Origin of the sequence: Mitsuaria sp. BK037, assembly GCF_014193045.1 — a bacterium.
GTDB lineage: Bacteria > Pseudomonadota > Gammaproteobacteria > Burkholderiales > Burkholderiaceae_C > Roseateles.
Map to the genome: position 1 here is coordinate 1 of NZ_JACHYS010000003.1, position 25,179 is coordinate 25,179.

At 69.6% G+C, this 25,179-nt stretch carries 22 protein-coding genes and 3 tRNA genes; 4 read left to right on the forward strand and 21 right to left on the reverse strand.

Annotated elements, in window-relative coordinates; all coding sequences use genetic code 11:
• From FHT37_RS16780 to FHT37_RS16795, 4 genes are all read right to left on the reverse strand, one after another.
• Nucleotides 1–107: GTP-binding protein (locus FHT37_RS16780; protein WP_038204084.1), on the reverse strand; the 107-nt coding region annotated here is incomplete at its 3' end.
• A gap of 43 nt (nt 108–150) precedes the next feature.
• Nucleotides 151–225 (reverse strand) — tRNA-Thr (locus FHT37_RS16785).
• Between the two features lie 71 nt (nt 226–296).
• A tRNA-Gly gene (locus FHT37_RS16790) sits at nt 297–370 on the reverse strand.
• Between the two features lie 82 nt (nt 371–452).
• Nucleotides 453–538 (reverse strand) — tRNA-Tyr (locus tag FHT37_RS16795).
• A 468-nt stretch (nt 539–1,006) separates the two neighbouring features.
• Between FHT37_RS16795 and FHT37_RS16800 the strand changes: the two genes are divergently transcribed.
• Complete coding sequence (locus FHT37_RS16800; protein ID WP_183483084.1) at nt 1,007–3,646, forward strand: TonB-dependent receptor; 2,640 nt, start codon at nt 1,007–1,009, stop codon at nt 3,644–3,646.
• A gap of 152 nt (nt 3,647–3,798) precedes the next feature.
• On the opposite strand, the gene FHT37_RS16805 is transcribed toward FHT37_RS16800, so the two are convergent.
• From FHT37_RS16805 to trpE, 15 genes are all read right to left on the reverse strand, one after another.
• A complete protein-coding gene (locus tag FHT37_RS16805; protein ID WP_217648452.1) occupies nt 3,799–4,509 on the reverse strand; it encodes a DUF6445 family protein in 711 nt (236 codons plus the stop codon).
• 28 nt (nt 4,510–4,537) lie between these two features.
• Entirely contained in the window at nt 4,538–5,611 is a 1,074-nt protein-coding gene (locus FHT37_RS16810; protein WP_091728131.1) for an acyltransferase family protein, read from the reverse strand.
• Between the two features lie 28 nt (nt 5,612–5,639).
• Entirely contained in the window at nt 5,640–6,542 is a 903-nt protein-coding gene (locus FHT37_RS16815) for a glycoside hydrolase family 16 protein (RefSeq protein WP_183483086.1), read from the reverse strand.
• Nucleotides 6,539–7,858 carry an MFS transporter gene (locus tag FHT37_RS16820; protein ID WP_183483088.1) on the reverse strand — a complete coding sequence of 440 codons (1,320 nt, stop codon included), beginning with the start codon at nt 7,856–7,858 and terminating at the stop codon, nt 6,539–6,541. The genes FHT37_RS16815 and FHT37_RS16820 overlap by 4 nt, the downstream gene beginning before the upstream one ends.
• Nucleotides 7,859–7,880: 22 nt before the next feature.
• On the reverse strand, nt 7,881–9,362 hold the full coding sequence (gene nagZ, locus FHT37_RS16825; protein WP_183483090.1) for a beta-N-acetylhexosaminidase: 1,482 nt from the start codon (nt 9,360–9,362) through the stop codon (nt 7,881–7,883).
• Nucleotides 9,363–9,408: 46 nt separating this feature from the next.
• A complete protein-coding gene (locus FHT37_RS16830; RefSeq protein WP_147242522.1) occupies nt 9,409–10,419 on the reverse strand; it encodes an SIS domain-containing protein in 1,011 nt (336 codons plus the stop codon).
• Nucleotides 10,409–11,548: an N-acetylglucosamine-6-phosphate deacetylase gene (gene nagA / locus FHT37_RS16835; RefSeq protein WP_091728143.1), complete on the reverse strand. Its 1,140-nt coding sequence runs from the start codon at nt 11,546–11,548 to the stop codon at nt 10,409–10,411. Before nagA ends, FHT37_RS16830 begins: the two co-directional genes overlap by 11 nt.
• Nucleotides 11,545–12,288 carry a GntR family transcriptional regulator gene (locus FHT37_RS16840; RefSeq protein ID WP_091728146.1) on the reverse strand — a complete coding sequence of 248 codons (744 nt, stop codon included), beginning with the start codon at nt 12,286–12,288 and terminating at the stop codon, nt 11,545–11,547. Before FHT37_RS16840 ends, nagA begins: the two co-directional genes overlap by 4 nt.
• Before the next feature lie 16 nt (nt 12,289–12,304).
• Nucleotides 12,305–13,249 (reverse strand): BadF/BadG/BcrA/BcrD ATPase family protein, encoded by a 945-nt coding sequence (locus tag FHT37_RS16845; protein WP_091728148.1) that lies wholly within the window; start codon nt 13,247–13,249, stop codon nt 12,305–12,307.
• 187 nt (nt 13,250–13,436) lie between these two features.
• Complete coding sequence (locus FHT37_RS16850; protein ID WP_183483092.1) at nt 13,437–14,138, reverse strand: uracil-DNA glycosylase; 702 nt, start codon at nt 14,136–14,138, stop codon at nt 13,437–13,439.
• A gap of 8 nt (nt 14,139–14,146) precedes the next feature.
• The gene (trpC, locus tag FHT37_RS16855) at nt 14,147–14,938 is read right to left on the reverse strand and encodes an indole-3-glycerol phosphate synthase TrpC (RefSeq protein ID WP_183483094.1); all 792 of its coding nucleotides are present in this window, start codon (nt 14,936–14,938) and stop codon (nt 14,147–14,149) included.
• Between the two features lie 78 nt (nt 14,939–15,016).
• Nucleotides 15,017–16,057 carry an anthranilate phosphoribosyltransferase gene (gene trpD / locus FHT37_RS16860; RefSeq protein WP_091728158.1) on the reverse strand — a complete coding sequence of 347 codons (1,041 nt, stop codon included), beginning with the start codon at nt 16,055–16,057 and terminating at the stop codon, nt 15,017–15,019.
• A gap of 13 nt (nt 16,058–16,070) precedes the next feature.
• The gene (gene ltaE, locus FHT37_RS16865; RefSeq protein ID WP_183483096.1) at nt 16,071–17,141 is read right to left on the reverse strand and encodes a low-specificity L-threonine aldolase; all 1,071 of its coding nucleotides are present in this window, start codon (nt 17,139–17,141) and stop codon (nt 16,071–16,073) included.
• Nucleotides 17,138–17,722, reverse strand: coding sequence for an aminodeoxychorismate/anthranilate synthase component II (locus FHT37_RS16870; RefSeq protein WP_147240892.1), 585 nt, complete (start codon nt 17,720–17,722; stop codon nt 17,138–17,140). Before FHT37_RS16870 ends, ltaE begins: the two co-directional genes overlap by 4 nt.
• 20 nt (nt 17,723–17,742) lie before the next feature.
• On the reverse strand, nt 17,743–19,227 hold the full coding sequence (gene trpE, locus FHT37_RS16875; RefSeq protein ID WP_183483098.1) for an anthranilate synthase component I: 1,485 nt from the start codon (nt 19,225–19,227) through the stop codon (nt 17,743–17,745).
• Between the two features lie 379 nt (nt 19,228–19,606).
• On the opposite strand from trpE, the gene FHT37_RS16880 reads away from it, so the two are divergent.
• Nucleotides 19,607–20,302 carry a chalcone isomerase family protein gene (locus FHT37_RS16880; RefSeq protein ID WP_183483100.1) on the forward strand — a complete coding sequence of 232 codons (696 nt, stop codon included), beginning with the start codon at nt 19,607–19,609 and terminating at the stop codon, nt 20,300–20,302.
• A gap of 22 nt (nt 20,303–20,324) precedes the next feature.
• Here the strand turns inward: FHT37_RS16880 and gph are convergent, their stop codons facing one another.
• Together gph and FHT37_RS16890 are read right to left on the reverse strand one after the other, a co-directional pair.
• On the reverse strand, nt 20,325–20,984 hold the full coding sequence (gene gph, locus FHT37_RS16885; protein WP_091728176.1) for a phosphoglycolate phosphatase: 660 nt from the start codon (nt 20,982–20,984) through the stop codon (nt 20,325–20,327).
• Between the two features lie 82 nt (nt 20,985–21,066).
• A complete protein-coding gene (locus FHT37_RS16890) occupies nt 21,067–22,584 on the reverse strand; it encodes a methyl-accepting chemotaxis protein (protein WP_183483102.1) in 1,518 nt (505 codons plus the stop codon).
• Nucleotides 22,585–22,841: 257 nt separating this feature from the next.
• Here FHT37_RS16890 and FHT37_RS16895 point away from each other — a divergent pair, with 257 nt between their 5' ends.
• Entirely contained in the window at nt 22,842–23,969 is a 1,128-nt protein-coding gene (locus tag FHT37_RS16895; RefSeq protein WP_183483104.1) for a patatin-like phospholipase family protein, read from the forward strand.
• 19 nt (nt 23,970–23,988) lie between these two features.
• Complete coding sequence (locus tag FHT37_RS16900; RefSeq protein WP_183483106.1) at nt 23,989–25,149, forward strand: hypothetical protein; 1,161 nt, start codon at nt 23,989–23,991, stop codon at nt 25,147–25,149.
• The last annotated feature ends 30 nt before the right edge of the window (nt 25,150–25,179 follow it).

Genomic DNA, 25,179 nt, shown 5'->3' on the forward strand with positions numbered 1-25,179 from the left:
AGCACGGTCGCGATCGCGGCCGTCAGCGTCGTCTTGCCGTGGTCAACGTGACCAATCGTGCCCACGTTCACGTGCGGCTTGGTACGTTCAAACTTGCCTTTTGCCATCTTGCGCTCCTGGCGATCAGATCAAGAAACGAGAGAAGAGGGTTGGTGCCCATGACGCGGATCGAACGCGTGACCTCTCCCTTACCAAGGGAGTGCTCTACCACTGAGCCACATGGGCATCGACACAGGATTGATGACCTTATCAGCAAACCTGTGTCGATATCTCGACACGGCACCTTCAACTTCCGATGGAGCGGGAAACGGGAATCGAACCCGTGTCATTAGCTTGGAAGGCTAAGGTTCTACCATTGAACTACTCCCGCCCGGGAGTTTTCCAATTCCAGCTGCCTGAACCGCGAAGCGGGTGACGATCACCCGCTTCGTTGCTCTTGCATCCGTTCGCCTTGGTGGAGGAGGCTGGATTCGAACCAGCGTACGCGTTAGCGGGCAGATTTACAGTCTGCTGCCTTTAACCACTCGGCCACCCCTCCGAGGCGAGCCCACGACTATAGCACCGTTCTTTTTTGGCGCAAATACTTTTTGGCTCGCGCACCTCTGGCGTGCGATTGGCGCTCTCCACGCGGAGTGTGATCGGGAGGCACCACCAAAGCGCGCGAGCGCACAGTGCAACGCCTGCCGGGGCGGACCACAAGTAATACCAATTCAACGCCAACTGGTCTCATCCCCGAGGCCCCGCCCTCCCCGCGCACCTCCTCGAGCGCGACACCCTCGACACCGCTGTCCATGCGGGTCGCGGCGATGCCACAGCAGGGAAAACACCGGCGTCAAACTGGTAGCAAAGTGGCGTTACCGCTCGTTATAGTGGCATGGCATTGGTTGCATTGAGGTGTATTCGGGGGCGCCAGCTGCATGCCACTCCGCCGATGGGTGTCGTGATTTCAGGTGCCGAGTCTTCATCAAAGGCCAACAACTCCAGGCCATTCGAGGAGCAGTTCATCATGAAGGTCAACAAGACCCCTATCGCAGCGGCGGTGACGCTGACGTTGCTGAGCGCGGCCTTCGCCGTGCAGGCGCAGGAACAGAAAAAGGACGACGGCACCCAGCTGGAACAGGTCGTGGTGACCGGCATCCGCGCGTCGCTGCAGTCGGCCGCCAACATCAAGAAGAACGCCAGCGCCGTTGTCGATGCCGTGAGCGCCGAGGACGTGGGCAAGCTCCCCGACTCGGACGTCGGCCAGGCCCTGGGCCGCATCCCCGGCATCTCGGTCGGCCGGGCGTTCGGCCAGGGCGCCTCGGTGTCGATCCGCGGCACCGACCCGCAGATGACGTACACCACGCTGAACGGCCAGACCGTCGCGTCCACCGGCTGGTATGACCAGATGGACATCGACCGCTCGTTCAACTATTCGCTGCTCCCCGCCGAAATGATCGGCGGCATGGAGGTCTACAAGTCCTCGCAGGCCAACCTGACCGAAGGCGGCATCGGCGGCACGGTGATCGTCAAGACCCGCAAGCCGCTGGACCTGAAGGCCAACACGGTCTTCGGCAGCGTGCGCTACGGCGACGGCACCATCAGCGACTCGGAGAAGGAAGCCTCCGGCCTGTACAGCTGGCGCAACGAAAGCCGCACCTTTGGCGCGCTGATCGCCGCCGGCCTGTCCAAGGGCGACTACATCCGCCGCGGCGTCGAAGCCGACAGCCGCTGGAACAGCGACGTGGCCCCGACCGCCTTCGTGCAGGAGCGCAAGCGCACCTCGCTCAACGTCGCCCTGCAGGCGCGCCCGGTCGAGGGCTTCGAAGTCGGCCTGAACCTGCTGAAGCTGAAGCTGGACGCCGACAGCTCCAACTCCAGCGACTACCTGATGCATGACCAGAATTGCGACCAGCGCAATACCGCGGTCAAGTCGGACTTCAACCCGAACGGCATGTGCCTGCACAGCACGACCACGGCCGCCAACCCGCTGCCGCACAAGTTCTTCCAGGTCTGGGCGCGCGGCGCCAGCATGGACTCGGAAAGCGCCGTGGCCGACGCCCACTACACCCTGGGCAGCGCCAAGTTCGACCTCGTTGTCGGCACGACCAAGGCGGACGGCGGCACCTCGGCCACCACCAACTACCAGACCGCCGCCTTCGATGGCGCCGCCGGCCCGTTCACGCGCCCGAACTGGCAGGGCACGATCGACGCCACCGGCAAGCAGATCAAGGTCAACCCGAGCAACGACCAGTCCTGGGGCGTCGGGTCCCTGCCGGCGCAGATGTCGCCGGAAACCTGGGCCACCTCCGCCGGTCCCAACAAGGACAAGGAGAAGTTCGGCCAGCTCGACGCCACCTTCGACCTGGACTGGGGCGTGATCAACGCCTTCAAGACCGGCGTGCGTTTTGCCGACCACACCTTCGAGAAGCGCAGCTACCGCCCGATCTGGAACACGACGATCACGCCGGTGGCCACCTCCGGCCTGTTCGACGGCTCGGTGAACGTCGGCGGATGGACGGTGCCGCGCGCCAACATCGGCGCGATGCTGGACAACACCAACCGGAACATCTCCGGCTGGGTCGAGGACCGCTCCGGTTATGGCGAGCTGAACGAGAAGAACCGCTCGGTCTACGGCATGTTCGAGTTCGAGACCAAGGGCATGCGCGGCAACTTCGGCGTGCGCTACGTCTCCACCAAGGCCACCAGCACCGGTTACCTGTTCGACGGCGTGACGCCGGCCGACCAGTACGCCGGCAACCAGAACTGGGCCAAGACCACCACGTCCACCAAGTCGACCTACAACGACGTGCTGCCCAGCATCAACCTGGCCTTCGACCTGAGAAGCGACCTGGTGCTGCGGGCGACCGCCTCGCAGGCCATCACGCGCCCGAACTTCGCCAACATGTTCGGCGTGACGGTGTCCGGCTACAACGACGACCGCAACGGCAACGAGACCTGGACCATCGGCAACATCGGCCTCAAGCCGATGAAGTCGAGCCAGGCTGACCTCGGCCTGGAGTACTACTACGGCCGCGGCAACATGATGTCGGCGACCTACTTCATCAAGGACATCTCCAACTTCGTCGTCGCCATCGCCACGCCGAACCAGAAGGTCGGCCTGGTCGATCCCAAGACCGGCGTCGACAACTGGACGGTGCAGAGCTTCCAGAACGCCGGCGGCGGCAAGATCCGCGGTATCGAACTGCAGGCCAACCACGCCTTCGGCAACGGCTTCGGCGCGCAGGGCAACTACACCTTCACCGAAGGCACGGCGCCGGCCAGCAGCTACCTGGATGGGCTGAGCCTGTTCACGCAGTCGTCCAAGCACAACGTGAACCTGGTCGGCTACTACGAGAACGAGCAGTACTTTGCTCGCCTGGCCTACAACTGGCGCTCGAAGTACATGATCCGCGAAGGCGCGTTCTGGTATGGCAACCGCATGCACGATGCCTACGGCACGCTGGACGCCAGCGTGGGCTGGAACATCACGAAGAACCTGCGGCTGTCGTTCGAGGCGATCAACCTGACCAAGGAAGACGACGTCCAGTACGGCGCCGCGGCGGCCTCCAACACCGCCATCAAGGATCCGCTGCGCGCCGGCTTCCCGGCCTGGAGCTTCAAGGGCGAGACCACCTACAAGCTGGGCCTGAGCGCCAAGTTCTGACCGGCACCGCTGCGTCACTTCGAAAGCCCGGCAGCCGCCGGGCTTTTTTCGTTGCGCTGCGCGGCCGGGCAAGCAAGCAAGCAAGCAAGCAAGCAAGCCAGCAAGCAAGCAAGCAAGCGACTCTCCGCCTGCGGGCGGGCGGCGCTCGCGCGCTAGAAGTCGTAGAAGGTGGTGATGGTCAGCCGGCCCTGGCGCGGATCGCTGCTGAGGCCCAGCGCGGGATTGACGATGGCCGAGTGCAACAGGCTGCCCCGGTAGGCCACCAGGCGGTTGAATCGCGCCGGCAGCATGCCCAGCAGCTCGAAGCAATCGTCCGAGTCGCTGAAATACCGCGGCGGCGCCGGGGAGCGCTCCATCTCCGCATAGATCAAGTCGCCGTAGCGTTCGCGCTGATCGGCGGTGATCTGCTGCAGGCCGCTGGCCTTGTGGCGGTAGAAGGCGGTACCGCCATGGCGCTCGTCGCAGAGGTAGAGCATCACGGCCATGAAGTGCGGCGTGCTGGCATCGAAATGCGGCACCCGCTGCAGGGGCCCCAGATCCTCGGGTGCGACCGTCGTCAGCGAGAACGCGCACGGCGACTTGCGCAGCGGCAGTTCCTCGGGGACGCCGAAGTTCAGCCGGATCAACGGGTCCAGCAGCTCCGTCAGGCTTTCGCTATAGGCCGCCGGCACCGGCGCTCGCAGCCCGGGATAGCCCTTGCGCTCGTCAGCGCCCGGGCAGCGGTCGAAGCGGGCCTGGCAGGCTGCCTCGACCAGCGCCTGCGGATGCGCGAGGAAATCGTCGATGACGACGACCGGATGCTCGCCGACCCGCACCGATCGGATGTCGGGCGGCATGCGGATGGCGAAGGTCTCCGGGCTCATGGAACGGTATTGTGCGGGCGCGGTCCGCTCAGATCTTCCAGTACCAGCGGCGCCTGTCGAGCTCACGCACGATGAGCCACCACACGCCCACGAAGGCCAGCGCGAAGCCCAGCGACTGCGCATGCGGCCCGAGCCAGGCGCCCAGCCAGCCGAAGCCGTGCGCGTAGAGCGGGCTCATCCAGCCGAAGCCTTCGAGGAACACGGTGCAGATCCAGGCCCCTGCGTAGGCCGCGATCGCGTTGACGCCGAAGCTGCGGAACAGCGCGGGCGCGCCCAGCCGGTCGATCAGCACATGCGCCGCGAGCAGCACCAGCGCGGCCAGCCCCCCGGTCCACAACACGAAGGACGGCGTCCAGAGATTCTTGTTGATCGGCATCAGCCCGATGGCGTCGAGCGCGAAGCCCGTGGCCGCCGCGATGAGGCCGACGGCCGCGAGCTGCCTGAGGGCGCCGGCGCGCAGCGCCTCGCCGCAGCGCCAGCCCAGCAACGTCGTCGCCAGGGCGCCGAGCGTCGCGACGAGGCCTTCCGGGTCATGGCCGAGGCCGGTCACTGGGTCCCACTCGTAGCCATGCGGACCGAGCAGCCACGCATCGACACGGCTGGCGATGTTGCCGGCCTTGTCGAGGGGACCGCCCCACAGCAGCAAGGCGCCATAGCCGGCCAGCAAGGCGGCGAGCCAGACGCGTTGACCGGCGGCGCGCCACTGGATCGCGATCAGGCCGGCGAGCGCGAAGCACAGGCCGATGCGCTGCAGCACGCCGGGAATGCGCAGCGCCGGCTTGTCCATCAGCCACCACGCCAGCGCGTGCAGCACCAGTCCCAGCGCCACGATGCGCAAGCCGCGCTGGACCACGGTGGCGCGCAAGGACGCACCGTCGCCGGCCTCGATGCGCGCGCCCATGGCCAGCGACAAGGAGACGCCCACGATGAACAGGAAGAACGGGAACACCAGGTCGGTCGGCGTCCAGCCGTTCCACGCCGCGTGCTCCAGCGGCGCGTAGACGTGGCCCCAGTCGCCGGGGTTGTTGACCAGCAGCATCGCGGCGACGGCCAGGCCGCGCATCGCGTCGACGGACGCAATGCGTTTCGAGGAAGCGTTCATGGGACGAGGATCGGAAGGAAACAGACGCTCAGAAGTCGCAGCGACTCTCGAGCGCGGGCGTGGCCGGCGGGACCTGGTCGAGCCGCGCGACGCCGCCGGCGCGCCAGCGCTTCACCTGCGCCTCCACCTGGGCCGGGCTCAGGACGGTGTCCTTCGCGTGGAAGACCCAGTCGACGTCCTGCTCGTACACCCGCGGCGGGCCGCCGGCGACGCCCGCGGGCAGCGGGCCGCCCGGCGAGAACCACAGGTTGAAGTTGATCGACATCGGCACCACCGGATAGTTGCGGCCGCCGTGTTCGTCGATCTTGCGGCCGTCGATGAACCAATGGGTGCGGCCCTCCGCGACCTGCATCACCAGCGTGTGCCAGTCGCGGCCGCGCTCGCCCAGCGGGCCGAACTCCTCGTGCTGCTGGTTGAAGGCCAGCCATGGATCGAGGCGCACCGTCTGCCAGGTGATGCCGTAGATGCGGGTCTTGTCGCTGCCCCAGCCGCCATTGGGCAGGTACTCCCAGTCCAGCTCGCTGAACTCGGGATCGAAGTCGTGCCTGAGCGGGCTGACCGCGTAGAAGGTCTGGATCACCGGATCGCCGTCGGCGCCGCTCACCGGCTGGTCGCTGAAGCGGATCCGCGCGGCATAGGTCCCCGCGAGGTACTTGCGCTGGTGGCACACCTGCACCTGTGCCGTCCCCGGGCCGGTGCCGTCGGTCACGCCATGCAGGCGCAGCAGGCCGTCGACGACGCTCAAGCCCTCGGGCGCCCAACGAGCGCCGGGAATGCCCGGGTGGCCCGGCGCACTGCGGACCGTCCAGCCCTGCTTGAACAGCGCGGCGGTGTCGGCGTAGCTGAAGTCGTCGAAGAAGAATTGCGGGTCGGCGGCGTGCGCGCCACCGGCCATCGACATCGCCACGAGGCCCGCGGCGATCGCCTTCATGTCGCGTTCTCCACCGGCGCCGCCGCGACCGCCGGCTCCTGCGGCGCCCGTCCGGGCATGCGCACGAACAGCAGCAGGATCAGCGCCGGCGCGCCGCAGGCGATGGTCCACAGGAAGAAATGCTCGTAGCCCATCGCGAGCTGGATGTCGCCGCTGATGGTCTTGGAGAAGATGAAGCCCAGCTGCATCACGCCCGAGCCCAGCGCGTAATGCGCGGTCTGGTACTTGCCCGGCGCGACGGCCTGCATGATGAACAGGATCATCCCGACGAAACCGAAGCCGTAGCCTAGCATCTCCACCGCGACGGCGAAGCCGACATGCCAGAGATCCGCCGGCATCGTGACGGCCAGGTAGTAGAAGGTCGCGTTGGGCACCGCCATCGCCACGATCAGGAAGGGCATCGCGCGGCGCAGGCTCATCCAGCTGGTGAAGTAACCCCCGGCGATGCTGCCCAGCAGGAAGGCCGCCGTGCCCACCGTGCCGTAGATCCCGCCCACCTGCTCGGTGCTCAGGCCCAGGCCGCCCTTGTCGCGCGCCTCGATCAGGAACAGCGGCCCGATGGTCTGCACCTGCCCTTCGGCGAAGCGGAACATCACGATGAACAGGATCATCAGCCAGATGCCCGGCTTGCCGAGGAAGTCCGCAAGGACCTCGCGCAGCGTGCGCCAGACGCCGGCCGCCGTGAGGTCGCCGTGATCGGTGTTGAGCGCGCCGGGCAGCGCGTACGCGTTGTAGCTGGCCAGCACGAACAGCAGCACCGACAGCAGCGCGAAGATCACCGACCACGCGTTCATGACGCCGATGCCGCGCTCCAGATGTCCCGCGAGGACCAGCAGGCCGCCCAGCGTCAGGAACTTCGACGCGTTGAAGAACGCGCCCTGCCACCCGGCGTAGGCCGCCTGCTGCTTGTCGTCGAGCGCCGCCATGTACAGGCCATCGCAGGCGATGTCGTGCGTGGCCGACGCATACGCGAGCAGGAACAGCACCGCGATGCTGGCCGCGAACCACATCGGCAGCTGCAGCGCCACCGCCATCAGCGCCAGGCCGGCCGCGCCGGTGAACTGCCCGGCGACGACGATCAGCTTCTTGCTGCGCGCCAGCTCCAGGAACGGACTCCACAACGGCTTGAACGCCCAGGCCAGGCCCAGCAGGCCGGTCCAGCGCGCGATCTGGTCGTTGGCCACGCCCATGTTCTTGAACATCAGGCCGGCGATCAGCATGACGACGAAGAACTGCATGCCCTGCACGAAGTACAGGCTGGAGACCCAGCGGATCGGCGATCGCGCGGGCGCGGAGGAAGTCTGCGGCTGGCTCATGTCGAGGCCCTCGGATCGATGCTCAGTTCAGCGTCACCGGCGACTGGCCGCCGGCCTGGCCGCGGCCTTGCAGCCAGTCGCCCAGGGCCGCCAGCGCGCCGTCCGCGTAGCCCCAGCTGATCACCGTCGGCGCGTCGACATCCAGCGCCTGGAACGGGTTCCAGAGCACCAGGTGCAGGTCGGGCCGCCAGTTGCCGGCCTGCGCGCCGTAGCGCGCCCGGTGCGTCGAGGCGACGATGGTGAAGCGGCCATCCGCCGGGACCGTCGCCCAGTCCAGGGCGGCGATGTCGGCGAGCGAGACGAACTCGACGTCGCGGTAGCCCTCGAACAGCGCGCGCACCTGCGCGCCGGTCGGTCCGGCCTCGGAGACGCCGTCGGTCGGCACTTCGTCCTGCACCAGCACGCGGGTCGGGCGATCGGTCGCCGGCGGCATCGCGCCACGCAGCGCGCTCAGGCCCGCGGCCCAGGCTCGACGCATCAGCCGGTCGTCGGCCTCGCGCGGCGCGCCTTGGTAGTCGTCGAAGCGGACCGGGAAATCGTGCGCCAGCTTGTCCAGCCGCGCCTGCGCCTGCCGGCCGCGCTCGACGCTCAGGTCGCCGCGCGTGAGCGCGTCCTGCAGCGCGTGGATGGCCTGTGCCTGCTCGTCCAGCGAGCCCTGCGCCAGGATCATGTCGGCGCCGGCGTTGATCGCCAGCACCGCCGCCTTCGCGTAGCCGTAGCGCTCGGCGATGGCCTTCATCATCAACGCGTCGGTGATGACGACGCCGTCGTAGCCGTATTCGTCGCGCAGGATGCCGCCCAGCAGCGTCCTGGAAAGCGTCGCCGGGTACAGCGGATCGATCTTCGGATAGACGATGTGCGCCGTCATGATCGACGGCGCCAGGTCGCGCAGCGCCTGGAAGGGCTTGAGCTCGAGCGCGTCGAGCTCGGCGCGCGACTTGTCCACCGTCGGCAGGTCCAGGTGGGAATCGACATGCGTGTCGCCATGACCCGGGAAGTGCTTGATGCAGCAGGCCACGCCCGCGGCCATCGAGCCCTTCATCCAGGCGCCGGCCAGGCGGGTGACGGTGTCCGCGGTCTCGCCGAAGCTGCGCTCGGCGATCACCGGATTGGCCGGGTTGTTGTTGATGTCGGTGACCGGCGCGAAGTTCCAGTTGATGCCGATACCGCGCAGCCCGCGCGCGACCGCGGCGCCGACCTGTTCGGCCAGCCCCTCGTCGCCCGCCGCGCCCAGCGCCATCGCCGACGGCGGCTGCGGCAGGAAGGTGGCGCGCACCACGGAGCCGCCCTCCTGGTCCAGGCCGATCAGCGCGTCCGGACCCATGGCCTCGCGCAGGTCCCGGGTCAGCTGCCGGACCTCGGCCTCGGTGCCCAGGTTCTTGCGGAACAGGCAGACCGCGCGGATCCGGTTGTCGCGCAGGAAGGCGGCGGTGGCCGCATCCAGGCGCTTGCCCTGGATGTCCACCATCACCAGCCGGCCCGGATGGAATGCTGTCTCGCTCATGTCGTTCTCTTCTGCCTGGGCCGCGGGTCGACGGCGGGGTGGGACATCAATGGGTCTTGGTGACCTTGGCCAGATGGCGCGGCTGGTCGGGGTTCAGTCCCCGGGCCTGGGCCAGCGCCTCGACCATCGGATAGAAGCTCTGCACCGCGGCGATCGGATCGAGGTCCTCGTTGCCGGTGCAGGTCAGCGGCAGCTCGGCGCCCGGCGTGCCTTCCGGCGCCGCCAGCAGCACGCGCGCGCCACGGCCGCGCATCTCCTCGGCCAGCGCGAGCAGGCCGGCCTGCGCCGGGCCACGCGGCGCGAACACCAGCAGCGGGTAGCCCTCGTCCACCAGCGCCATCGGGCCGTGCTTGACCTCGGCGCCGGAGAAGGCCTCGGCCTGGATGCCGCAGGTCTCCTTGAACTTCAGCGCCGCCTCCAGCGCGATCGGCAGCGAGGTGCCGCGGCCGATGACGAAGAGCTTGTCCGCGCCCTTGAGCGCGTCCACCGCCACGTCCCAGCGCTGCCGGGCGGCCTGCTCCATCGCCTGCGGCAGCGCCTGCAGCGCGGCGGCGAGGTCCTCGTCGCCCTGCCACGCGGCAACGACGCGCGCGCCGGCCACCAACTGCGCGATGTAGCTCTTGGTCGCGGCCACGCTCTGCTCGACGCCCGCATGCAGGCGGAACACGTGCTCGGCGGCGGCTTCCAGCGGCGAGCCGTCGGCATTGACGAAGGCCACCGTGCGCGCCCCATTGGCGCGGAAGTACTGCGTCGGCGACACCAAGTCGGGGCTCTGGCCCGATTGCGAGAACGCCAGCGAGACCAGGCCCTTGCTCTCGATCCGGCTCTGGTAGAGCGTGATCAGCGACATCGGCAGCGAGGTCACCAGCCGGCCCAGCCGCGCCATGACCAGATAGGCCAGGTAATGCGACGCGTGGTCCGAGCTGCCGCGCGCGATCGTCAGCAGCGCGCTGGGCGGCTGCTCCCGTAGCGCGTCGCCCAGGGCCGCGTAGGCGTTCTGATCGGCGGCCAGTTGACGGGCCACCACCTGCGGCGCGCTCAGCGCCTCATCCAGCATGCGCGAGGTCAATCGCTTCTCCTTCGACGACCACGCTGTGCAACTGCAAGCCACGGTCCATCACGACAAAGTCCGCCCAGGCGCCCGGGGCCAGGCGGCCCCGATCGTCCAGACCCAGGTAATCGGCCGCGTTCGTCGAGACGCGCCGCGACGCGTCCTCGATCGACAGGCCGAGCTTCAACACCAGATTGCGTAGCGCCTGGTCCATCGTCAGCGTCGAGCCGGCCAGCGTGCCGTCGGGCAGACGCACGCCGCCCAGGCACTTGGTGACGCGATGGCGGCCGAGCCGGTACTCGCCATCGGGCATGCCGGCCGCCGCCGTCGAATCGGTGACGCAGAACAGGTGCGGGATGCTGCGCAGCGCGACGCGGATCGCGCCCGGATGCACATGCAGCAGGTCGGGAATGATCTCGGCGTAGCGCGCGTGGGCCAGCGCCGCGCCGACCATGCCGGGCTCGCGGTGATGCAGGCCGGTCATCGCGTTGAACAGGTGGGTGAAGCCGCCGGCGCCACGAGCCAGCGCGGCCACGCCGTCCTCGTAGGTGCCCAGCGTGTGGCCGATCTGGATGCGGAAGCCCGCTTCGCTCAGTCGCTCCACCAGCTCGAGGTTGCCGGGCAGCTCCGGGGCCAGCGTGATCAGGCGGATCGGCGCCAGCGCATGCAGGGCGCGGATCTCGTCGATCGACGCGGCCTTGGCGAAGTCCGGCTGCGCGCCGAGCTTGCCGGGGTTGATGTAGGGCCCTTCGAGGTGCACGCCCAGCACGCGCGCGCCGCCGGCGGGCCGCTCGACGCAGGTGGGCGCGAGCGCGCGCATCGCCTGGCGGATCTCGTCCAGCGGCGCGGTCATCGTCGTCGCCAGCAGCGAGGTCGTGCCGTGCCGCGCATGCAGCTGCGCGAGCCGCGCGGCCGCGTCGCCGCCTTCCATCGTGTCGCGGCCGGCGCCGCCGTGGACGTGGGTATCGATGAAGCCCGGCAGGATCAGCGGCAGGTCCTGCGCGCCGTGGCGGGCCTCGTGCTCGGGGACGGCGCTGCCGTCGATGCCGACCACGCGTCCCTTGTCATGTTCCAGCACACCGCGGATGAAGCCGCCAGGTGTCAGTACGAATCCGTCGATGTGCTGGGTCGTCATCCGTCTCGCCTCATCTCCGCGACGAAGTCGTAGTAGTCGCTGCGGCAGTAGGAATGGGTGAGCTCGACGGCCTGTCCCTGGTCGAGGTAGCCCACGCGGGTGATGAACAGCACGGCCTGGCCGACCGGCACTTCCAGCAGGCCCGCCAGGCGCGAGTCCGCGTTGATCGCGCGGATGTGCTGCAGCGCGCGCACCGGCGCGCCGCCATGCCGGGCGAGGTGCTCGTACAGCGAGGACTCGACCTTCTGCGGCTCGGGCAGCACCGCCTCGGGCAGCACCGACAGCTCATAGGCCATGACGACGGCATCGGCCAGGCGCAGGCGCTCCAGGCGCGCGACGCGCTGGCCGGTGGTCAGGCCCAGCGACAGCTGCTCGTCCGGCGCCGCCATGGCGAAGCCGCGCGTCAGCCAGCGGCTGCTGGGCTTGAAGCCGCGCTGGTGCAGTTCCTCGGAGAAGCTGGTCAGGCGCGACAGCGGCTGCTCGAGCTTGGGCGCGATGTAGTTGCCGGAGCCGCGCTTGCGCACGATCAGGCCCTGCTCGACCAGGCGGTCGATGGCCTTGCGCGCGGTGACGCGCGACAGGTCCAGGGATTCGGAGAGCACGCGCTCGGACGGCAGGGCCTCGTCGGCCTGGTACTGCCCCTCGCGGATCGCCTGCGCCAGCTTGTGGGCCAGCTGCATGTACAGCGGCGAGGCGGCGGCGGGATCGGGCTTGAACTGGAAGGGCAGCTTGGTGCTCATCGGGCTTCTCTGCTTCTCAACGGGGGTCGGAGAGAGCGCCGCGGACCAGCCGCAGCGCACCGTCGGCCGAGTCGCCCTGGGGCGACACGCAACGGGCCCGAATGTTGCCTGAGAAAAGCGCGGCAAGCCGCTGCGCCACGCTGCCCGCGAGCGACAGCGGCAGCTGCTGCGTGGGGTCCAGCGCGAGCGCGAGCTGCTCGAGTTCCGCCACCGCCTGCGCGACCAGCGCGGCCGCGGCCGGGTCGGCGCCCGCATGCTCGAAGACCAGCGGCGCCAGCTGCGCGTAGGCATGCTGGCCGGCCTGGGCGACCCAGGCGTTGATCGCGTCGCGATCCTGCTCGTGCTGGCAGCCGGCGGCGCCCCACACCGCCTGTGCGAGCGGGCCGGGCTCGGCGCGGCCGTCCATGGCCTTCTGCGCCTGGCGCATGGCCTGGATGCCGAGCCAGGCGCCGCTGCCCTCGTCCCCGCCGATCCAGCCCCAGCCGCTGACGCAGACCAGCGAGCCATCGGCGCGCAGCGCCTCGCCCACCGTGCCGGTGCCGGCGGCGATGACGCCACCGGGCCGGCCGGCATGGGCGCCGATGACGGAGGTGGTGCCGTCATTCGCGAGCTCGATGTGGGCGTAGCCGGGCTGCTGCGCGATGAAGGCCTGCGCCTGCGCGGTGACGCCGGCGCCGGACAGGCCGAGCCCGATGGCGGCCTCGGCCAGCGGCAGGCGCTCGATGCCGGCCTTGGCCGCGGCCTCCTGGACCGCCGTCTGGATATGACGCCAGGCCTGGGCGATGCCCTGCCCCAGCGCGGACGGCCCCGCCCATCCCTGGCCGAGCAGTTGTCCGTGGACGTCGCTCAGCCGGACCCGAGTGCCGGTGCCGCCGCCATCCACCCCCACGAGGTAGCGGACGGCGGTGAAGCGCGGCTGCAAGGGCGCGGACCAGGCGTCCGCCAAGGGATGGCTGTTCATGATTAATACCAGTTTAGTACCAAAAAACGCGAAGCGTCAATTGGTAGCGCACTGGACTTAACCTTGATGCACAAATCGCTCCGCTAGGGGCTCGCGGATGATAACCACCAACGTACCAGTGATGGCCGATTGAAATGAGGAAGCGCGCAGAGGTGGCCTGCGGAGGGCCAGCGCCCTTTGCAGTCCTTCAGTCCAGCGACCACTCCAGGTCGACGCCCTTGCCCTTGAGCCAGTCCCGCGCCGCGGAGAAGTGGCCGCAGCCGATGAACGGCACCGGCCCGCGCGTGGCCGAGAGCGGCGACGGGTGATTGGCCTGCAGCACAAGGTGACCGTTGCCGGCGGCCTCGATCAACGGCGCCTTGGCCTGCGCATGCGCGCCCCACAGCAGGTAGACCTTCGGCGCCGCATCCCGCGCCGTCGCGGCGATGAGCGCATCGGTGAGCGATTCCCAGCCCTTCTTCGCATGCGAGGCGGCGGCGCCGTCCTCAACCGTCAGGCTGGTGTTGAGCAGCAGCACGCCGCACCGGGCCCATTCGCCCAGGTGACCACACATCGCCGGCTGCTGGCCCAGGTCGCGCTGCAGCTCCTTGAAGATGTTGCGCAGCGACGGTGGCAGCTTCTGCCCCGCCGGCACCGAGAACGCCAGCCCTTCCGCCTGCCCCGGCCCGTGATACGGATCCTGGCCGACGATCACCACCGTCGCCCGCGTCAGCGGCGTGAGCCGCAGCGCGCGCAGCGGGTCCGGCGGATAGATGGCGGCGCCCGCGGCCAGGCGCTCCTTCAGCAGCGCTTCGATGCGCTGGCCGTCGGCGCTGGCGCGCCAGGCGTCGATCAGCGGCTGCCAGCCGTCGCCGACCTGCCAGTCGATGGCCTGCAGCGTCGCGGGCATCGCCGGCCTCAACCGAACAGCGCCGACAGCGCCGCGCCCGGGTCGGGCGCGCGCATGAAGGCCTCGCCGACCAGGAAGGCATGCACCTGCGCATCGCGCATGCGCTGCACGTCGTCGGGCCCCAGGATCCCGGACTCGGTCACCAGCAGGCGATCGGCCGGCACCTGCGCCAGCAGTCCCAGCGTCGTGTCCAGCGTCACCTCGAAGGTCTTCAGGTTGCGGTTGTTGATGCCCACCAGCGGCGTCTTCAGCCGCAGCGCGCGCTCGAGTTCGGCGCCATCGTGGACCTCCACCAGCACGTCCAGGCCCAGGCCCAGCGCGCAGTCCTCCAGCTCCGCCATCTGGCCGTCCGCGAGGCTGGCGACGATCAGCAGGATGCAGTCCGCGCCCATCGCGCGCGCCTCGTAGACCTGGTACGGATCGACCATGAAATCCTTGCGCAGCACCGGCAGCGCGCAGGCGGCGCGCGCCTGCCGCAGGTACTCGACCGAGCCCTGGAAATGCGGCGCGTCGGTGAGCACGCTCAGGCAGGCCGCGCCGTGCCGCTCGTAGCTGCGGGCGATGTCGGCCGGACGGAAGTCGGCGCGCAGCACGCCCTTGCTGGGGCTGGCCTTCTTCACTTCGGCGATCACACCGCTGTGGCCGGCGGCGATCTTGTCGCGCAAGGCCTGCGCGAAGCCGCGCGTGGGCTCGGCGCGCGATTCCGCCTCGGCACGCAGCGCGGCCAGCGGCACGCGGGCCTGCGCGGCGGCGACCTCGTCGCGCTTGACGGCATTGATGCGATCCAGGATGTCGGACATGGCTTTCTCACTTCAGGTCCGGCGCCAGGGCCGGAGGCGGTCGACGCCCGGGCCTGCACGGGCCCGGCCTCGCCGCGGTCAGGACTGCGCCGCGGCTTGCCGCTGCGTCTCGGCGACGAATTCGTCGAGCTTGGCGCGCGCCGCGCCGGATTCGATCGCCGCGCGCGCCTTCACGATGCCGTCGGCGATGGACTCGACGACATTGGCCGCATACAGCGTCGCGCCGGCATTGAGCAGCACGATGTCGCGCGCCGCGCCGGGCTCGTTGCCGAGCACGCCCAGCAGGATGCGGCGGCTCTCCTCGGGGCCGCTCACCCGCAGGTTGCGGCTGGCGACCATGGGCATGCCGAAGTCCTCGGGATGGATCTCGTACTCGCGGATCTCGCCGTTGCGGAGCTCGCCGACCAGGGTCGCCGCGCCCAGCGAGATCTCGTCCATGTTGTCCTTGCCGTAGACCACGACCGCGTGCTGCGCGCCCAGGCGCTGCATCACGCGGACCTGGATGCCGACCAGGTCCGGATGGAACACGCCCATCAGGATGTTGGGCGCGTCCGCCGGGTTGGTCAGCGGGCCCAGGATGTTGAAGATGGTGCGCACGCCCAGTTCCTTGCGCACCGGCGCGATGTTCTTCATCGCCGGGTGATGGTTGGGCGCGAACATGAAGCCGATGCCGGTGTTGCGCACGCAATCGGCGACCGCCTGCGGCGGCAGCGACAGCGTCACGCCGAGCGCCTCCAGCACATCCGCGCTGCCGGTCTTGGACGAGACGCTGCGGTTGCCGTGCTTGGCCACCTGCGCGCCCGCCGCGGCCGCCACGAACATCGAGCAGGTCGAGATGTTGAAGGTATGCGCGCCGTCGCCGCCGGTGCCGACGACGTCCACCAGATGCGGCCCCGGCGTGATCGGCACCTTGACGGAGAACTCGCGCATCACCTGCGCGGCGGCGGTGATCTCGCCGATGGTCTCCTTCTTCACGCGCAGGCCGATCAGGATGGCCGCGGCGGTCACCGGCGAGATCTCGCCGCTCATGATGCGGCGCATCAGCGCCAGCATCTCGTCGTGGAAGATCTCGCGGTGCTCGATGACCCGCGTCAGCGCTTCGTTGTCGGTGATGGGCATGGTGGCCTCCCGCTCAGGCGTTGAAGAAGCGGCGCACCGCCGCGATCGCGCGGTCGACGCCGGCGGCATCGACATCCAGATGGGTGACGAAGCGCAGCTTGTACAGGCCCGTCGCCAGCACACCCTGCGCCTTCAGATGCGCGACCAGCGCCGCGGCGATGTCCTTGTCGACATCGCAGAACACGATGTTGGTCTGCGGCGCCTCGACCGTCAGGCCGGGCAGTCCGCGCAGGCCCTCCGCCAGGCGGCTGGCGAGCGCATGGTCCTCGGCCAGGCGCGTGACCTGGTGGTCGAGCGCGTGATGCGCCGCCGCCGCGAGCACGCCGGCCTGGCGCATGCCGCCGCCGAGCATCTTGCGCGATCGGTGCGCGCGCTGGATCAACTCGCGCGAGCCGCACAGCACCGAACCCACCGGCGCGCCCAGGCCCTTGGAAAAGCAGACCGAGACGCTGTCGAAATGCGCGCAGATGCGCCGCGCCGCGGCATACGGATCGCCGCCCTCGGCGGCGGCCACGGCGACGGCCGCGTTGAACAGGCGCGCGCCGTCCAGGTGACGGGCCAGGCCGTGACGCCGCGCCAGCTCGGATGCGGCGGCCAGGTAGTCCATCGGCAGCACCTTGCCGCCGATCGTGTTCTCCAGCGCCAGCAGCCGGGTGCGCGCGAAGTGCGCGTCGTCGGGCTTGATGTTGGCCTCGATGTCGGCCAGCGGCAGCGAGCCGTCGGGCGCGTGGTTCAGCGGCTGCGGCTGGATCGAGCCCAGCACCGCGGCGCCGCCGCCCTCCCAGCGGTAGGTGTGGGCGAACTGGCCGACGATGTATTCGTCGCCGCGCTGGCAATGCGCCATCAGCGCGCACAGATTGCTCTGCGTGCCGGTGGGCATGAAGAGCGCCGCCTCGAAGCCCAGGCGCTCCGCCAGCGTCGACTGCAGCGCGTTGACGCTGGGGTCGTCGCCGAAGACGTCGTCGCCCAGCGGCGCGGCCGCCATGGCGGCACGCATGCCGGCGGTGGGCTGGGTGACGGTGTCGCTGCGCAGGTCGACGACCGCCGCGTCCACATTCCTGCCCGCATTCGTGCTCGCATTCATCGCGCCAACTCCAGGAAGTTCTTGAGCATCGCGTGGCCGTGCTCGGACAGGATGGATTCGGGATGGAACTGCACGCCCTCCAGCGGCGTGGCGGTGCCCGCCAGCGCACGGTGGCGCACGCCCATGATCTCGCCGTCCTCGCTGCGCGCGCTGATCTCCAGCTCGGCCGGGATCGTCGCTTCCTCGATCGCCAGCGAGTGGTAGCGGATCACGTCGAAGCGCTCGGGCAGGCCGCTGAACACGCCCTGCGCGTCGGTGGTGATGGTCGAGGACTTGCCATGCATCTGCACCTTGGCGCGGATGATGTTCCCACCGAGCGCGGCACCGATGCTCTGGTGGCCCAGGCACACGCCCAGGATGGGCAGCTGGCCGATGAAGCGCTGGATCGCCGGCACGCAGATGCCGGCTTCCTTGGGCGTGCAGGGGCCGGGCGAGAGCACGAGGTGGGTGGGCTTGAGCGCCGCGATCTCGTCGAGGCTGATCTGGTCGTTGCGGACCGTCTTCACCTCGGCGCCGAGCTCGGCGAAGTACTGCACCAGGTTGAAGGTGAAGCTGTCGTAGTTGTCGATCATCAGCAGCATGTCGTTCTCCTTCGTCCGGGTCAGAAACCTTCCTCGACCAGCTCCGCCGCGCGCAGCAGCGCGCGGGCCTTGGCCTCGGTCTCCTTCCATTCGAGCTCGGGCACCGAATCGGCCACGATGCCCGCCGCCGCCTGCACGTACAGCACCTGGTCCATGACCACGCCGGTGCGGATGGCGATGGCCAGGTCCATGTCGCCGCCGAAGCTCAGGTAGCCGCAGGCGCCGCCGTAGATGCCGCGCTTGACCGGCTCGAGCTGGTCGATGATCTCCATCGCGCGGATCTTGGGCGCGCCCGACAGCGTGCCGGCCGGGAAGCTGGCGCGGAACACGTCCATGTTGCCGATGCCGTCCTTCAGCAGGCCCTCGACGTTGCTGACGATGTGCATCACATGCGAGTAGCGCTCGACCGCGAACGCGTCGGTGACCTTGACGCTGCCGGTCCGCGCGATGCGACCGATGTCGTTGCGGGCCAGGTCGATCAGCATCAGGTGCTCGGCGCGCTCCTTGGGATCGGCCTTGAGCTCCACTTCGAGCGCCTGATCCTGCTCCGGCGTACCGCCGCGCGGACGCGTGCCGGCCAGCGGGCGGATCGTGACCTTGCGGCCTTCCGGCGTCGATTCCTGACGCACCAGGATCTCGGGCGAGGCGCCGACGATCTGGAAGTCCCCCATGTCGTAGAAGTACATGTAGGGGCTGGGATTGAGCGAGCGCAGCGCGCGGTAGAGGCTCAGCGGCGATTCGGTGTAGCGCTTCTTGAGCCGCTGGCCGAAGACGATCTGCATGCAGTCGCCGGCCGCGATGAAGGCCTTGGCCTTGTCGACCGAGGCGAGGAAGTCGGCCTTGTTGAATTCGCGCTCGACCGGATGGGCCTGCCCGCGCACCACGCGCGGCGCGGCCACCGAGTAGCCCAACTTGTCCTTGAGCTCCGTCAGCCGCTTCTTGGCCTTGAAGTAGGCCTCGGGCTGCGACGGGTCGGCGTAGACGATCAGGTAGAGCTTGCCCGAGAGGTTGTCGATGACAGCCAGCTCCTCGCACTGCAGCAGCATCACGTCGGGGGTGGGCAGGCCGCCCTCGGGCGTGGAGTCCGCCAGGCGCGGCTCGATGTAGCGCACCGCGTCGTAGCCGAAGTAGCCGGCCAGGCCGCCGCAGAAGCGCGGCATGCCGGGCCGCAGCGCGACCTTGAAGCGCTGCTGGTAGGCCTCGATGAAGGCGAGCGGGTCGCCGTCGTGGGTCTCGATCACGGCGCCGTCACGGATCACGCGGGTGACCGTGCCTTCGCTCTTGAGCACGGTGCGGGCCGGCAGCCCGATGAAGGAGTAGCGCCCGAAGCGCTCGCCGCCGACCACGGATTCCAGCAGGAAGCTGTGCCGGCCCGGCCCGTTGCCGGCGCAGAGCTTGAGGTAGAGCGAGAGCGGGGTCTCAAGGTCCGCGAAGGCCTCGCTGATCAGCGGGATGCGGTTGTAGCCGTCGGCGGCCAGGCTTTGGAATTCCAGTTCAGTGATCACGTCGTCAAACCTCTTGTCGGCTGCGACGACGGCCGGTGACGCAGGGCATCACGGCGCGCGCGCAAGCGGAAACTCAGGTCGCCTGTTGGACCTGCCCCGTCGGGTAGGGTGCAGCAAGAGTGTGACGGTGACCCGCGTCCGAGGGATAGAGGGGACGGCGGGTGGCAAGCAGCAGGCGGCTTCAGGTGAAGTCGTGCCAGGATCGCCAGGGCCAGGCTCCCCGGTCGTTCGACCCCTTGATGTGCTTGCGCGTGATAAACATGGTGCGGCGCAGTGTAGCAGGCGGATTCCCGGGGGCCGGCCGCGGGGCGGTTCGCGCATACTCCCCGTCCAGAGTCGGCCGCGGAGCCGGCCGATCCTCCGGAGGGAAGGAGACACCATGTCCAAGCGCAATGTCCTGATGGCCGCGCTCGCGGCCGCGATGCTGGCGCCCGTCGGGGCGTCCGCCCAGTCGACGCCACCGGGCGCGTCATCGGCCGCGCCGGCCGCCCCGCCCACGGCGGCCCCGGCGCCGGTCGAGCTCGCCGGCGTCAAGTACGACGGCACCGCCGAGGTCGCCGGCCAGAAGCTGCAGCTCAACGGCGCGGGGATCCGCTACAAGGCGATCTTCAAGGTCTACACCGCCGGCCTGTACCTGAACGCGAAGGCCACCACGCCGGAGGCCGTGCTGGCCAACAACGGTCCCAAGCGCATCCACATCCAGATGCTGCGCGACATCGATGGCGAGGAGCTGGGCAAGCTCTTCACCAAGGGCATGGAGCAGAACGCCACGCGCGAGGAATTCGGCCGCTCCATCAGCGGCGTGCTGCGCATGTCGGAGATCTTCGTGCAGAAGAAGAAGCTCAAGACCGGAGAGAGCTTCGGTGTGGACTACATCCCCGGCACCGGCACCGTGGTCTTCGTCAACGGCCAGCTGATTCCCGGCGAGCCGATCAAGGGCGAGGACTTCTTCCACATGCTGCTGAAGATCTGGCTGGGCAAGTCGCCGGCCGATTCCGACCTGAAGGTGGCGCTGCTGGGCGGCGCCAAGCCTGCCGCGACGAGCAGCCGCAACGCCGCGGGCAGCAACCGCTGAGCTCGCGGCGCTCCGCGAGCGCTCAGCCGAGCAGCTCGTCCAGCCGGTCCAGGTAGCGATCCGCGGGCACGCCGCGGATCGGCTCGCCGTGGTTGTAGCCGTAGCTGACCAGCGCGATCGGGCAGCCGGCCGCGTGGGCGGCGCGGGCGTCGTTGCTGGAGTCGCCGATCATCCAGGTCGTGGCCGGCGCGCTGCCCAGCGCCTCGCAGGTCTTGAGCAGCGGCAGCGGATCGGGCTTCTTGCGCTCGAAGTCGTCGCCGCCGAAGACGCGGTCGAAGTAGTGGGCCAGGCCCTTGCGCCGGAGCAGCTCGCGGGCGAAGGCGGCCGGCTTGTTGGTCAGGCAGGCCATCGGCAGGCCGAGCGCCTTGAGCGCGTCCAGTCCCTCGACGACGCCGGGAAACACATCGGCGTGCTCGCCGTTGAGCACCTCGTAATGGCGCTGGTACAGCGTCCAGGCCTCCTCGTAGCGCTGCGGCGGCGCGCCCGCCTCGGCGAGCACGCTGCGGATCAGGTGCTCGCTGCCCTGCCCGATGGTGTGCTCGACGAAAGCGCGCGAGACCTCGGGCAGCGCCATGTCGGCCATCACGCGGTTGAGCACGGCGACGAAGTCGCCCAGCGTGTCGACGAGCGTGCCGTCGAGGTCGAGCATGAAGGCGGTGGGAGTGGGAACGAGCGCGGGCATCGGTGCGGCAACGAGGACATCGGGGCCCGCATCGTAGCGGTGCCCCGCCGACCGCCTCGCTCGCCCGGGCGCGTTCAGGCGTTCAGGAGAACGCGCCCACCGCCGTCACCAGCGCCTGCGACTGCTGCTCGAGCGACTCGGCCGCGGCCGAGGCCTGCTCGACCAGCGCCGCGTTCTGCTGCGTCGCCTGGTCCATCTGCGCGATGGCCTGATTGATCTGCTCGATGCCGGCGGTCTGCTCCTGGCTGGCGCTGGAGATCTCGCCGACGATGTCGGTGACCCGCTTCACGCTGCCCACGATCCGCGACATGGTCGCGCCGGCCTGGCTCACCAGTGCGCTGCCGGCCTCGACCTTCTGCACCGAGTCGCCGATCAGCGACTTGATCTCCTTGGCCGCCGTCGCGCTGCGCTGCGCCAGCGTGCGCACCTCCGAGGCCACCACCGCGAAGCCACGTCCCTGCTCCCCGGCGCGGGCCGCCTCCACCGCTGCGTTCAGCGCCAGGATGTTGGTCTGGAAGGCGATGCCGTCGATGACGCCGATGATGTCGACGATCTTGTTGGACGAGCCGCTGATGGACGCCATCGTGGCCACCACCTCGTCGACCACCTGGCCGCCCTGCACCGCGAAATCGGACGCGGACATCGCCAGCTGGTTGGCCTGCCGGGCGTTGTCGGCGCTCTGCTTGACGGTGGCGGTCAGTTCCTCCATCGACGCCGCCGTCTCTTCCAGCGCGCTGGCCTGCGCCTCGGTGCGCGAGGACAGGTCGCGGTTGCCCGAGGCGATCTCCCCCGCGGCACTGGCGATGGTGTCGGTCGCGCCGCGGATCTGGCCGACGGTGGTCGACAGGCTGCGCTGCATGCGGTCCATCGCCACCAGCAGGCTGTCGGCATGCGCGCCGCGCAGGTCCACCGCCACGTTCAGGTCGCCGGCACCGATGCGGTGGACGATCTCCGAGGCATAGGCCGGCTCGCCGCCCAGCTGGCGGTAGATGCTGGTCGCCAGGCGCCAGCCCAGCAGGCCGACCACCGCCATCAGCGCCAGGCCGATCGACAGCAGCACCGCGGCGCTGCGCCAGAAGGCCTTGTCGATGTCGTCGATGTAGTCGCCGAAGCCGACGATCCAGTCCCAGGGCTCGAAGCGGGTCACCGCGTAGAGCTTCTCGACCTCGTCCTTGGTGTTGGGCCGCGTCCCCGGTGCGATCACGGTGCCGACCTTGCGGCCTTCCAGCGCGGCGCGATAGCGCACGCCGGCCTCCTTGCCGCCCTTGGCGTCGACGATGCCGACGCGCTTCGGATTGGGATGCACCAGGTTGACGTCATCGCTGTAGCCGCGGACGAAGAAGTAGAGCTCGTCCTTGCGGAAGCTGCCGATGATCAGCTTGCCCTGGCGCTGTGCCTCCTCGCGGGTCAGCTTGCCGGCGAGCTCCTGCTCGTGCAGCTTCTCGAGCGCGGCCTGGGCCAGCACCACCAGCGTGGACAGCTGCGCGGTGCGCTCCTTCATCATCGTCTGGCGCAGCGTCGTCAAGGACACCGTTGCCAGGACCACCATGCCGATCAACGCGGCCAGACACAGGAAAAGAATGCGGGTGCGGAGTTTCATGAGTGGGAAGAGAACGGCGCCGCCACGCCCGATGCACGGGGCGGCGCGAATGGACCAGACAGCACTATCGGCTCGTTCCGTTCGATGCTGAATCCCCATCGCCGCTAACGCACGGCGTTATGCGTCACTACCTCACGGCCGCGCCCCCACGGTCGGCCTGCCGTGCGCCGTCACGCCGGCCCGCATCCCCAACTTGACCGCTTGCGACGCCAGCGCCCGGCGCCTAGGCTGGTCCATTGCCACTGCGGGAGACGGCCATGCCCCTCGACCCTGACGCGCGTGCCGACGGCATCGCGCTCGCGCTGTCCGGCGGCGGCTTCCGAGCCGTGCTGTTCCATGTCGGCGTGCTGTGGCGGCTCAACGAGCTGGGCGTGCTGGGCCGGCTGGCGCGCCTGTCCAGCGTGTCCGGCGGCTCGATCGCCTCGGGGCTGCTGGCCGTGCGCTGGCCGCGGCTGGCCTTCGATGGCGACGGGCACTCCCCGCGTTTCGAGGCCGAAGTCGTGACACCGCTGCGCGAGTTCTGCGCCCGCAACATCGACGTGGCCTCGGTGCTGTCGGGCGCCTTCAATCCCTTCCGGTCGGCCGGCGAGGCCGTCGCCGAGGAATATCGCCAGCGTCTGGGCCTGGACGCCTCGCTGCAGTCGCTGCCCGACACGCCGCGCTTCGTGTTCAACGCGACCAACTACGCCACCGGCGTCAGCTTCCGCTTCTCCAAGCCCTACGCCGGCGACTACCGCATCGGCCTCATCCCGAAACCGCGCTTCGACGTGGCCACCGCGGTGGCCTGCTCGAGCGCCTTCCCGCCGGTCCTGGCGCCGATCGCGCTGGACGTGCGGCCGGAGGACTTCACCCGCGTCGATGGCGCCGACCTCTACGACCAGGTCGACTACCGCCGCCGCCTGATGCTGGCCGACGGCGGCGTCTACGACAACCTCGGGCTGGAAACCGTCTGGGGCCGCCACGCCACGGTGCTGGTCAGCGACGCCGGCAAGCCCTTCGACATCGATGCCGGCATCGGCACGATGGCCCCGCGGCAGGTGCTGCGCGCGATGGACATCGGCCTGAACCAGGCGCTGGCCCTGCGCAAGCGCATGCTGATCGCGGCCTACGCGCGCGGCGAGGCCCAGGGCGCGTTCTGGGCCATCGACACCGACATCGCCGACTACCCCGCGACCGAGGTGCCGGCGCTGTCCGTCGATCCGGCGCGGATCGCCGACCTCGCGGCGATCCGCACGCGCCTGGACCGCTTCAAGGAACAGGAGCAGTGCGAGCTGATCAACTGGGGTTACGCGGTCAGCGACGCCGGGCTGCGTTCCCGCGCGCCGGCGGTGGTCTTCCGCTCCCAGGCACCCGCCTGGCCCTATCCGCGGCACGCGTTGTCCTGAGCGCGTCGCCACGACCGCCATGGCCGAGGTCTTCCGCATCGAGCTGCTGCCGGCGCGGCACGGCGACTGCCTGCTGCTGAGCTATGGCGACGCGGCGCGGCCCCATCGCGTGCTGATCGACGGCGGACCGGTCGGCGCCTATGGCGCGCTGTCGGCCCGCCTGGCGGCGCTGCCCGAGGATCAGCGCGAGCTGGAACTGCTGGTCATCACGCATGTCGACGGCGATCACATCGAGGGCTGTCTCAAGCTGCTGAATCATCCGGAGCTGGCCACCTTCCGGGACATCTGGTTCAACGGCTGGCCGCACATCGCGCAGGAACTGAAGGAGCCGCCGCCCGCCCCGCGCCAAGCGCCATCCGACGAGGCCGGCATCCACCAGCGCAGCGCGATGCAGGGCACCGAGATCAGCGTGCGCATCGATGGGCGCCAATGGAACGCGGCCTTCGAAGGCGCGCCGGTGTTCGTGCCCGCGACCGGCCCGCTGCCGGTGCGCGAGCTGCCCGGCGGCCTGCGGCTCACCTTGCTCTCGCCGACGCTGGACAAACTCGTCAAGCTGCGCACCGCCTGGAGCCGCGCCCTGGAGCGCGCCGAGGTCGACCCGGCGAACGAGGCGGCGCTGCGCGCGCGGCTCGATGGTCGCGCGGCCTATCGCGCCTCGGGCGCGCGGCTGCGGCCGACGCCGGACCAGATGATGTCGTCGGCGGCGCTGGCGCTCGGACCGATGGATGACGCGGTGGCCAACGGCTCGAGCATCGCCGTCATCGCCGAATACGCCGGTCGACGCCTCGCGCTGCTCGGCGACGCGCATGCGCCGACGCTCGCGGCGACGCTGGGCCGGATGGCGGCCGCGACAGGCGCCGCGACGCTGCGGCTCGACGCGGTCAAGCTGGCCCACCACGGCTCGGCCGCCAACCTCAGCCCGGACCTGCTCGGTCGGATCGAGTGCGGCACCTGGCTGGTCTCCACCGACGGCAGCCTCTTCCAGCATCCGGACGACGAAGCGATCCACGCGGTCGTGCGGCAGGTGCCAGGCGCACGCCTGCTCTTCAACTACCGGTCCGCGCGCACCGCGCCATGGGGCGAGCCGGCAATGCGCGCCGCGCACGGCCATCAAGCTTTCTACCCGCGCGATCCCGCCGCCGGCATCGCGCTGGACCTGATGACCGGCGAGCCGAGTTGAGCGAGAACGCGTCGACGAGACCGCCTTCCC

Bases quoted from the DNA above. Each gene is read 5' to 3' on its own strand.
- FHT37_RS16800 (WP_183483084.1), top strand. From the start codon at position 1,007: ATGAAGGTCAACAAGACCCCTATCGCAGCGGCGGTGACGCTGACGTTG.
- FHT37_RS16805 (WP_217648452.1), bottom strand. From the start codon at position 4,509: ATGAGCCCGGAGACCTTCGCCATCCGCATGCCGCCCGACATCCGATCG.
- FHT37_RS16810 (WP_091728131.1), bottom strand. From the start codon at position 5,611: ATGAACGCTTCCTCGAAACGCATTGCGTCCGTCGACGCGATGCGCGGC.
- FHT37_RS16815 (WP_183483086.1), bottom strand. From the start codon at position 6,542: ATGAAGGCGATCGCCGCGGGCCTCGTGGCGATGTCGATGGCCGGTGGC.
- FHT37_RS16820 (WP_183483088.1), bottom strand. From the start codon at position 7,858: ATGAGCCAGCCGCAGACTTCCTCCGCGCCCGCGCGATCGCCGATCCGC.
- nagZ (WP_183483090.1), bottom strand. From the start codon at position 9,362: ATGAGCGAGACAGCATTCCATCCGGGCCGGCTGGTGATGGTGGACATC.
- FHT37_RS16830 (WP_147242522.1), bottom strand. From the start codon at position 10,419: ATGCTGGATGAGGCGCTGAGCGCGCCGCAGGTGGTGGCCCGTCAACTG.
- nagA (WP_091728143.1), bottom strand. From the start codon at position 11,548: ATGACGACCCAGCACATCGACGGATTCGTACTGACACCTGGCGGCTTC.
- FHT37_RS16840 (WP_091728146.1), bottom strand. From the start codon at position 12,288: ATGAGCACCAAGCTGCCCTTCCAGTTCAAGCCCGATCCCGCCGCCGCC.
- FHT37_RS16845 (WP_091728148.1), bottom strand. From the start codon at position 13,249: ATGAACAGCCATCCCTTGGCGGACGCCTGGTCCGCGCCCTTGCAGCCG.
- FHT37_RS16850 (WP_183483092.1), bottom strand. From the start codon at position 14,138: ATGCCCGCGACGCTGCAGGCCATCGACTGGCAGGTCGGCGACGGCTGG.
- trpC (WP_183483094.1), bottom strand. From the start codon at position 14,938: ATGTCCGACATCCTGGATCGCATCAATGCCGTCAAGCGCGACGAGGTC.
- trpD (WP_091728158.1), bottom strand. From the start codon at position 16,057: ATGCCCATCACCGACAACGAAGCGCTGACGCGGGTCATCGAGCACCGC.
- ltaE (WP_183483096.1), bottom strand. From the start codon at position 17,141: ATGAATGCGAGCACGAATGCGGGCAGGAATGTGGACGCGGCGGTCGTC.
- FHT37_RS16870 (WP_147240892.1), bottom strand. From the start codon at position 17,722: ATGCTGCTGATGATCGACAACTACGACAGCTTCACCTTCAACCTGGTG.
- FHT37_RS16880 (WP_183483100.1), top strand. From the start codon at position 19,607: ATGTCCAAGCGCAATGTCCTGATGGCCGCGCTCGCGGCCGCGATGCTG.
- gph (WP_091728176.1), bottom strand. From the start codon at position 20,984: ATGCCCGCGCTCGTTCCCACTCCCACCGCCTTCATGCTCGACCTCGAC.
- FHT37_RS16890 (WP_183483102.1), bottom strand. From the start codon at position 22,584: ATGAAACTCCGCACCCGCATTCTTTTCCTGTGTCTGGCCGCGTTGATC.
- FHT37_RS16895 (WP_183483104.1), top strand. From the start codon at position 22,842: ATGCCCCTCGACCCTGACGCGCGTGCCGACGGCATCGCGCTCGCGCTG.
- FHT37_RS16900 (WP_183483106.1), top strand. From the start codon at position 23,989: ATGGCCGAGGTCTTCCGCATCGAGCTGCTGCCGGCGCGGCACGGCGAC.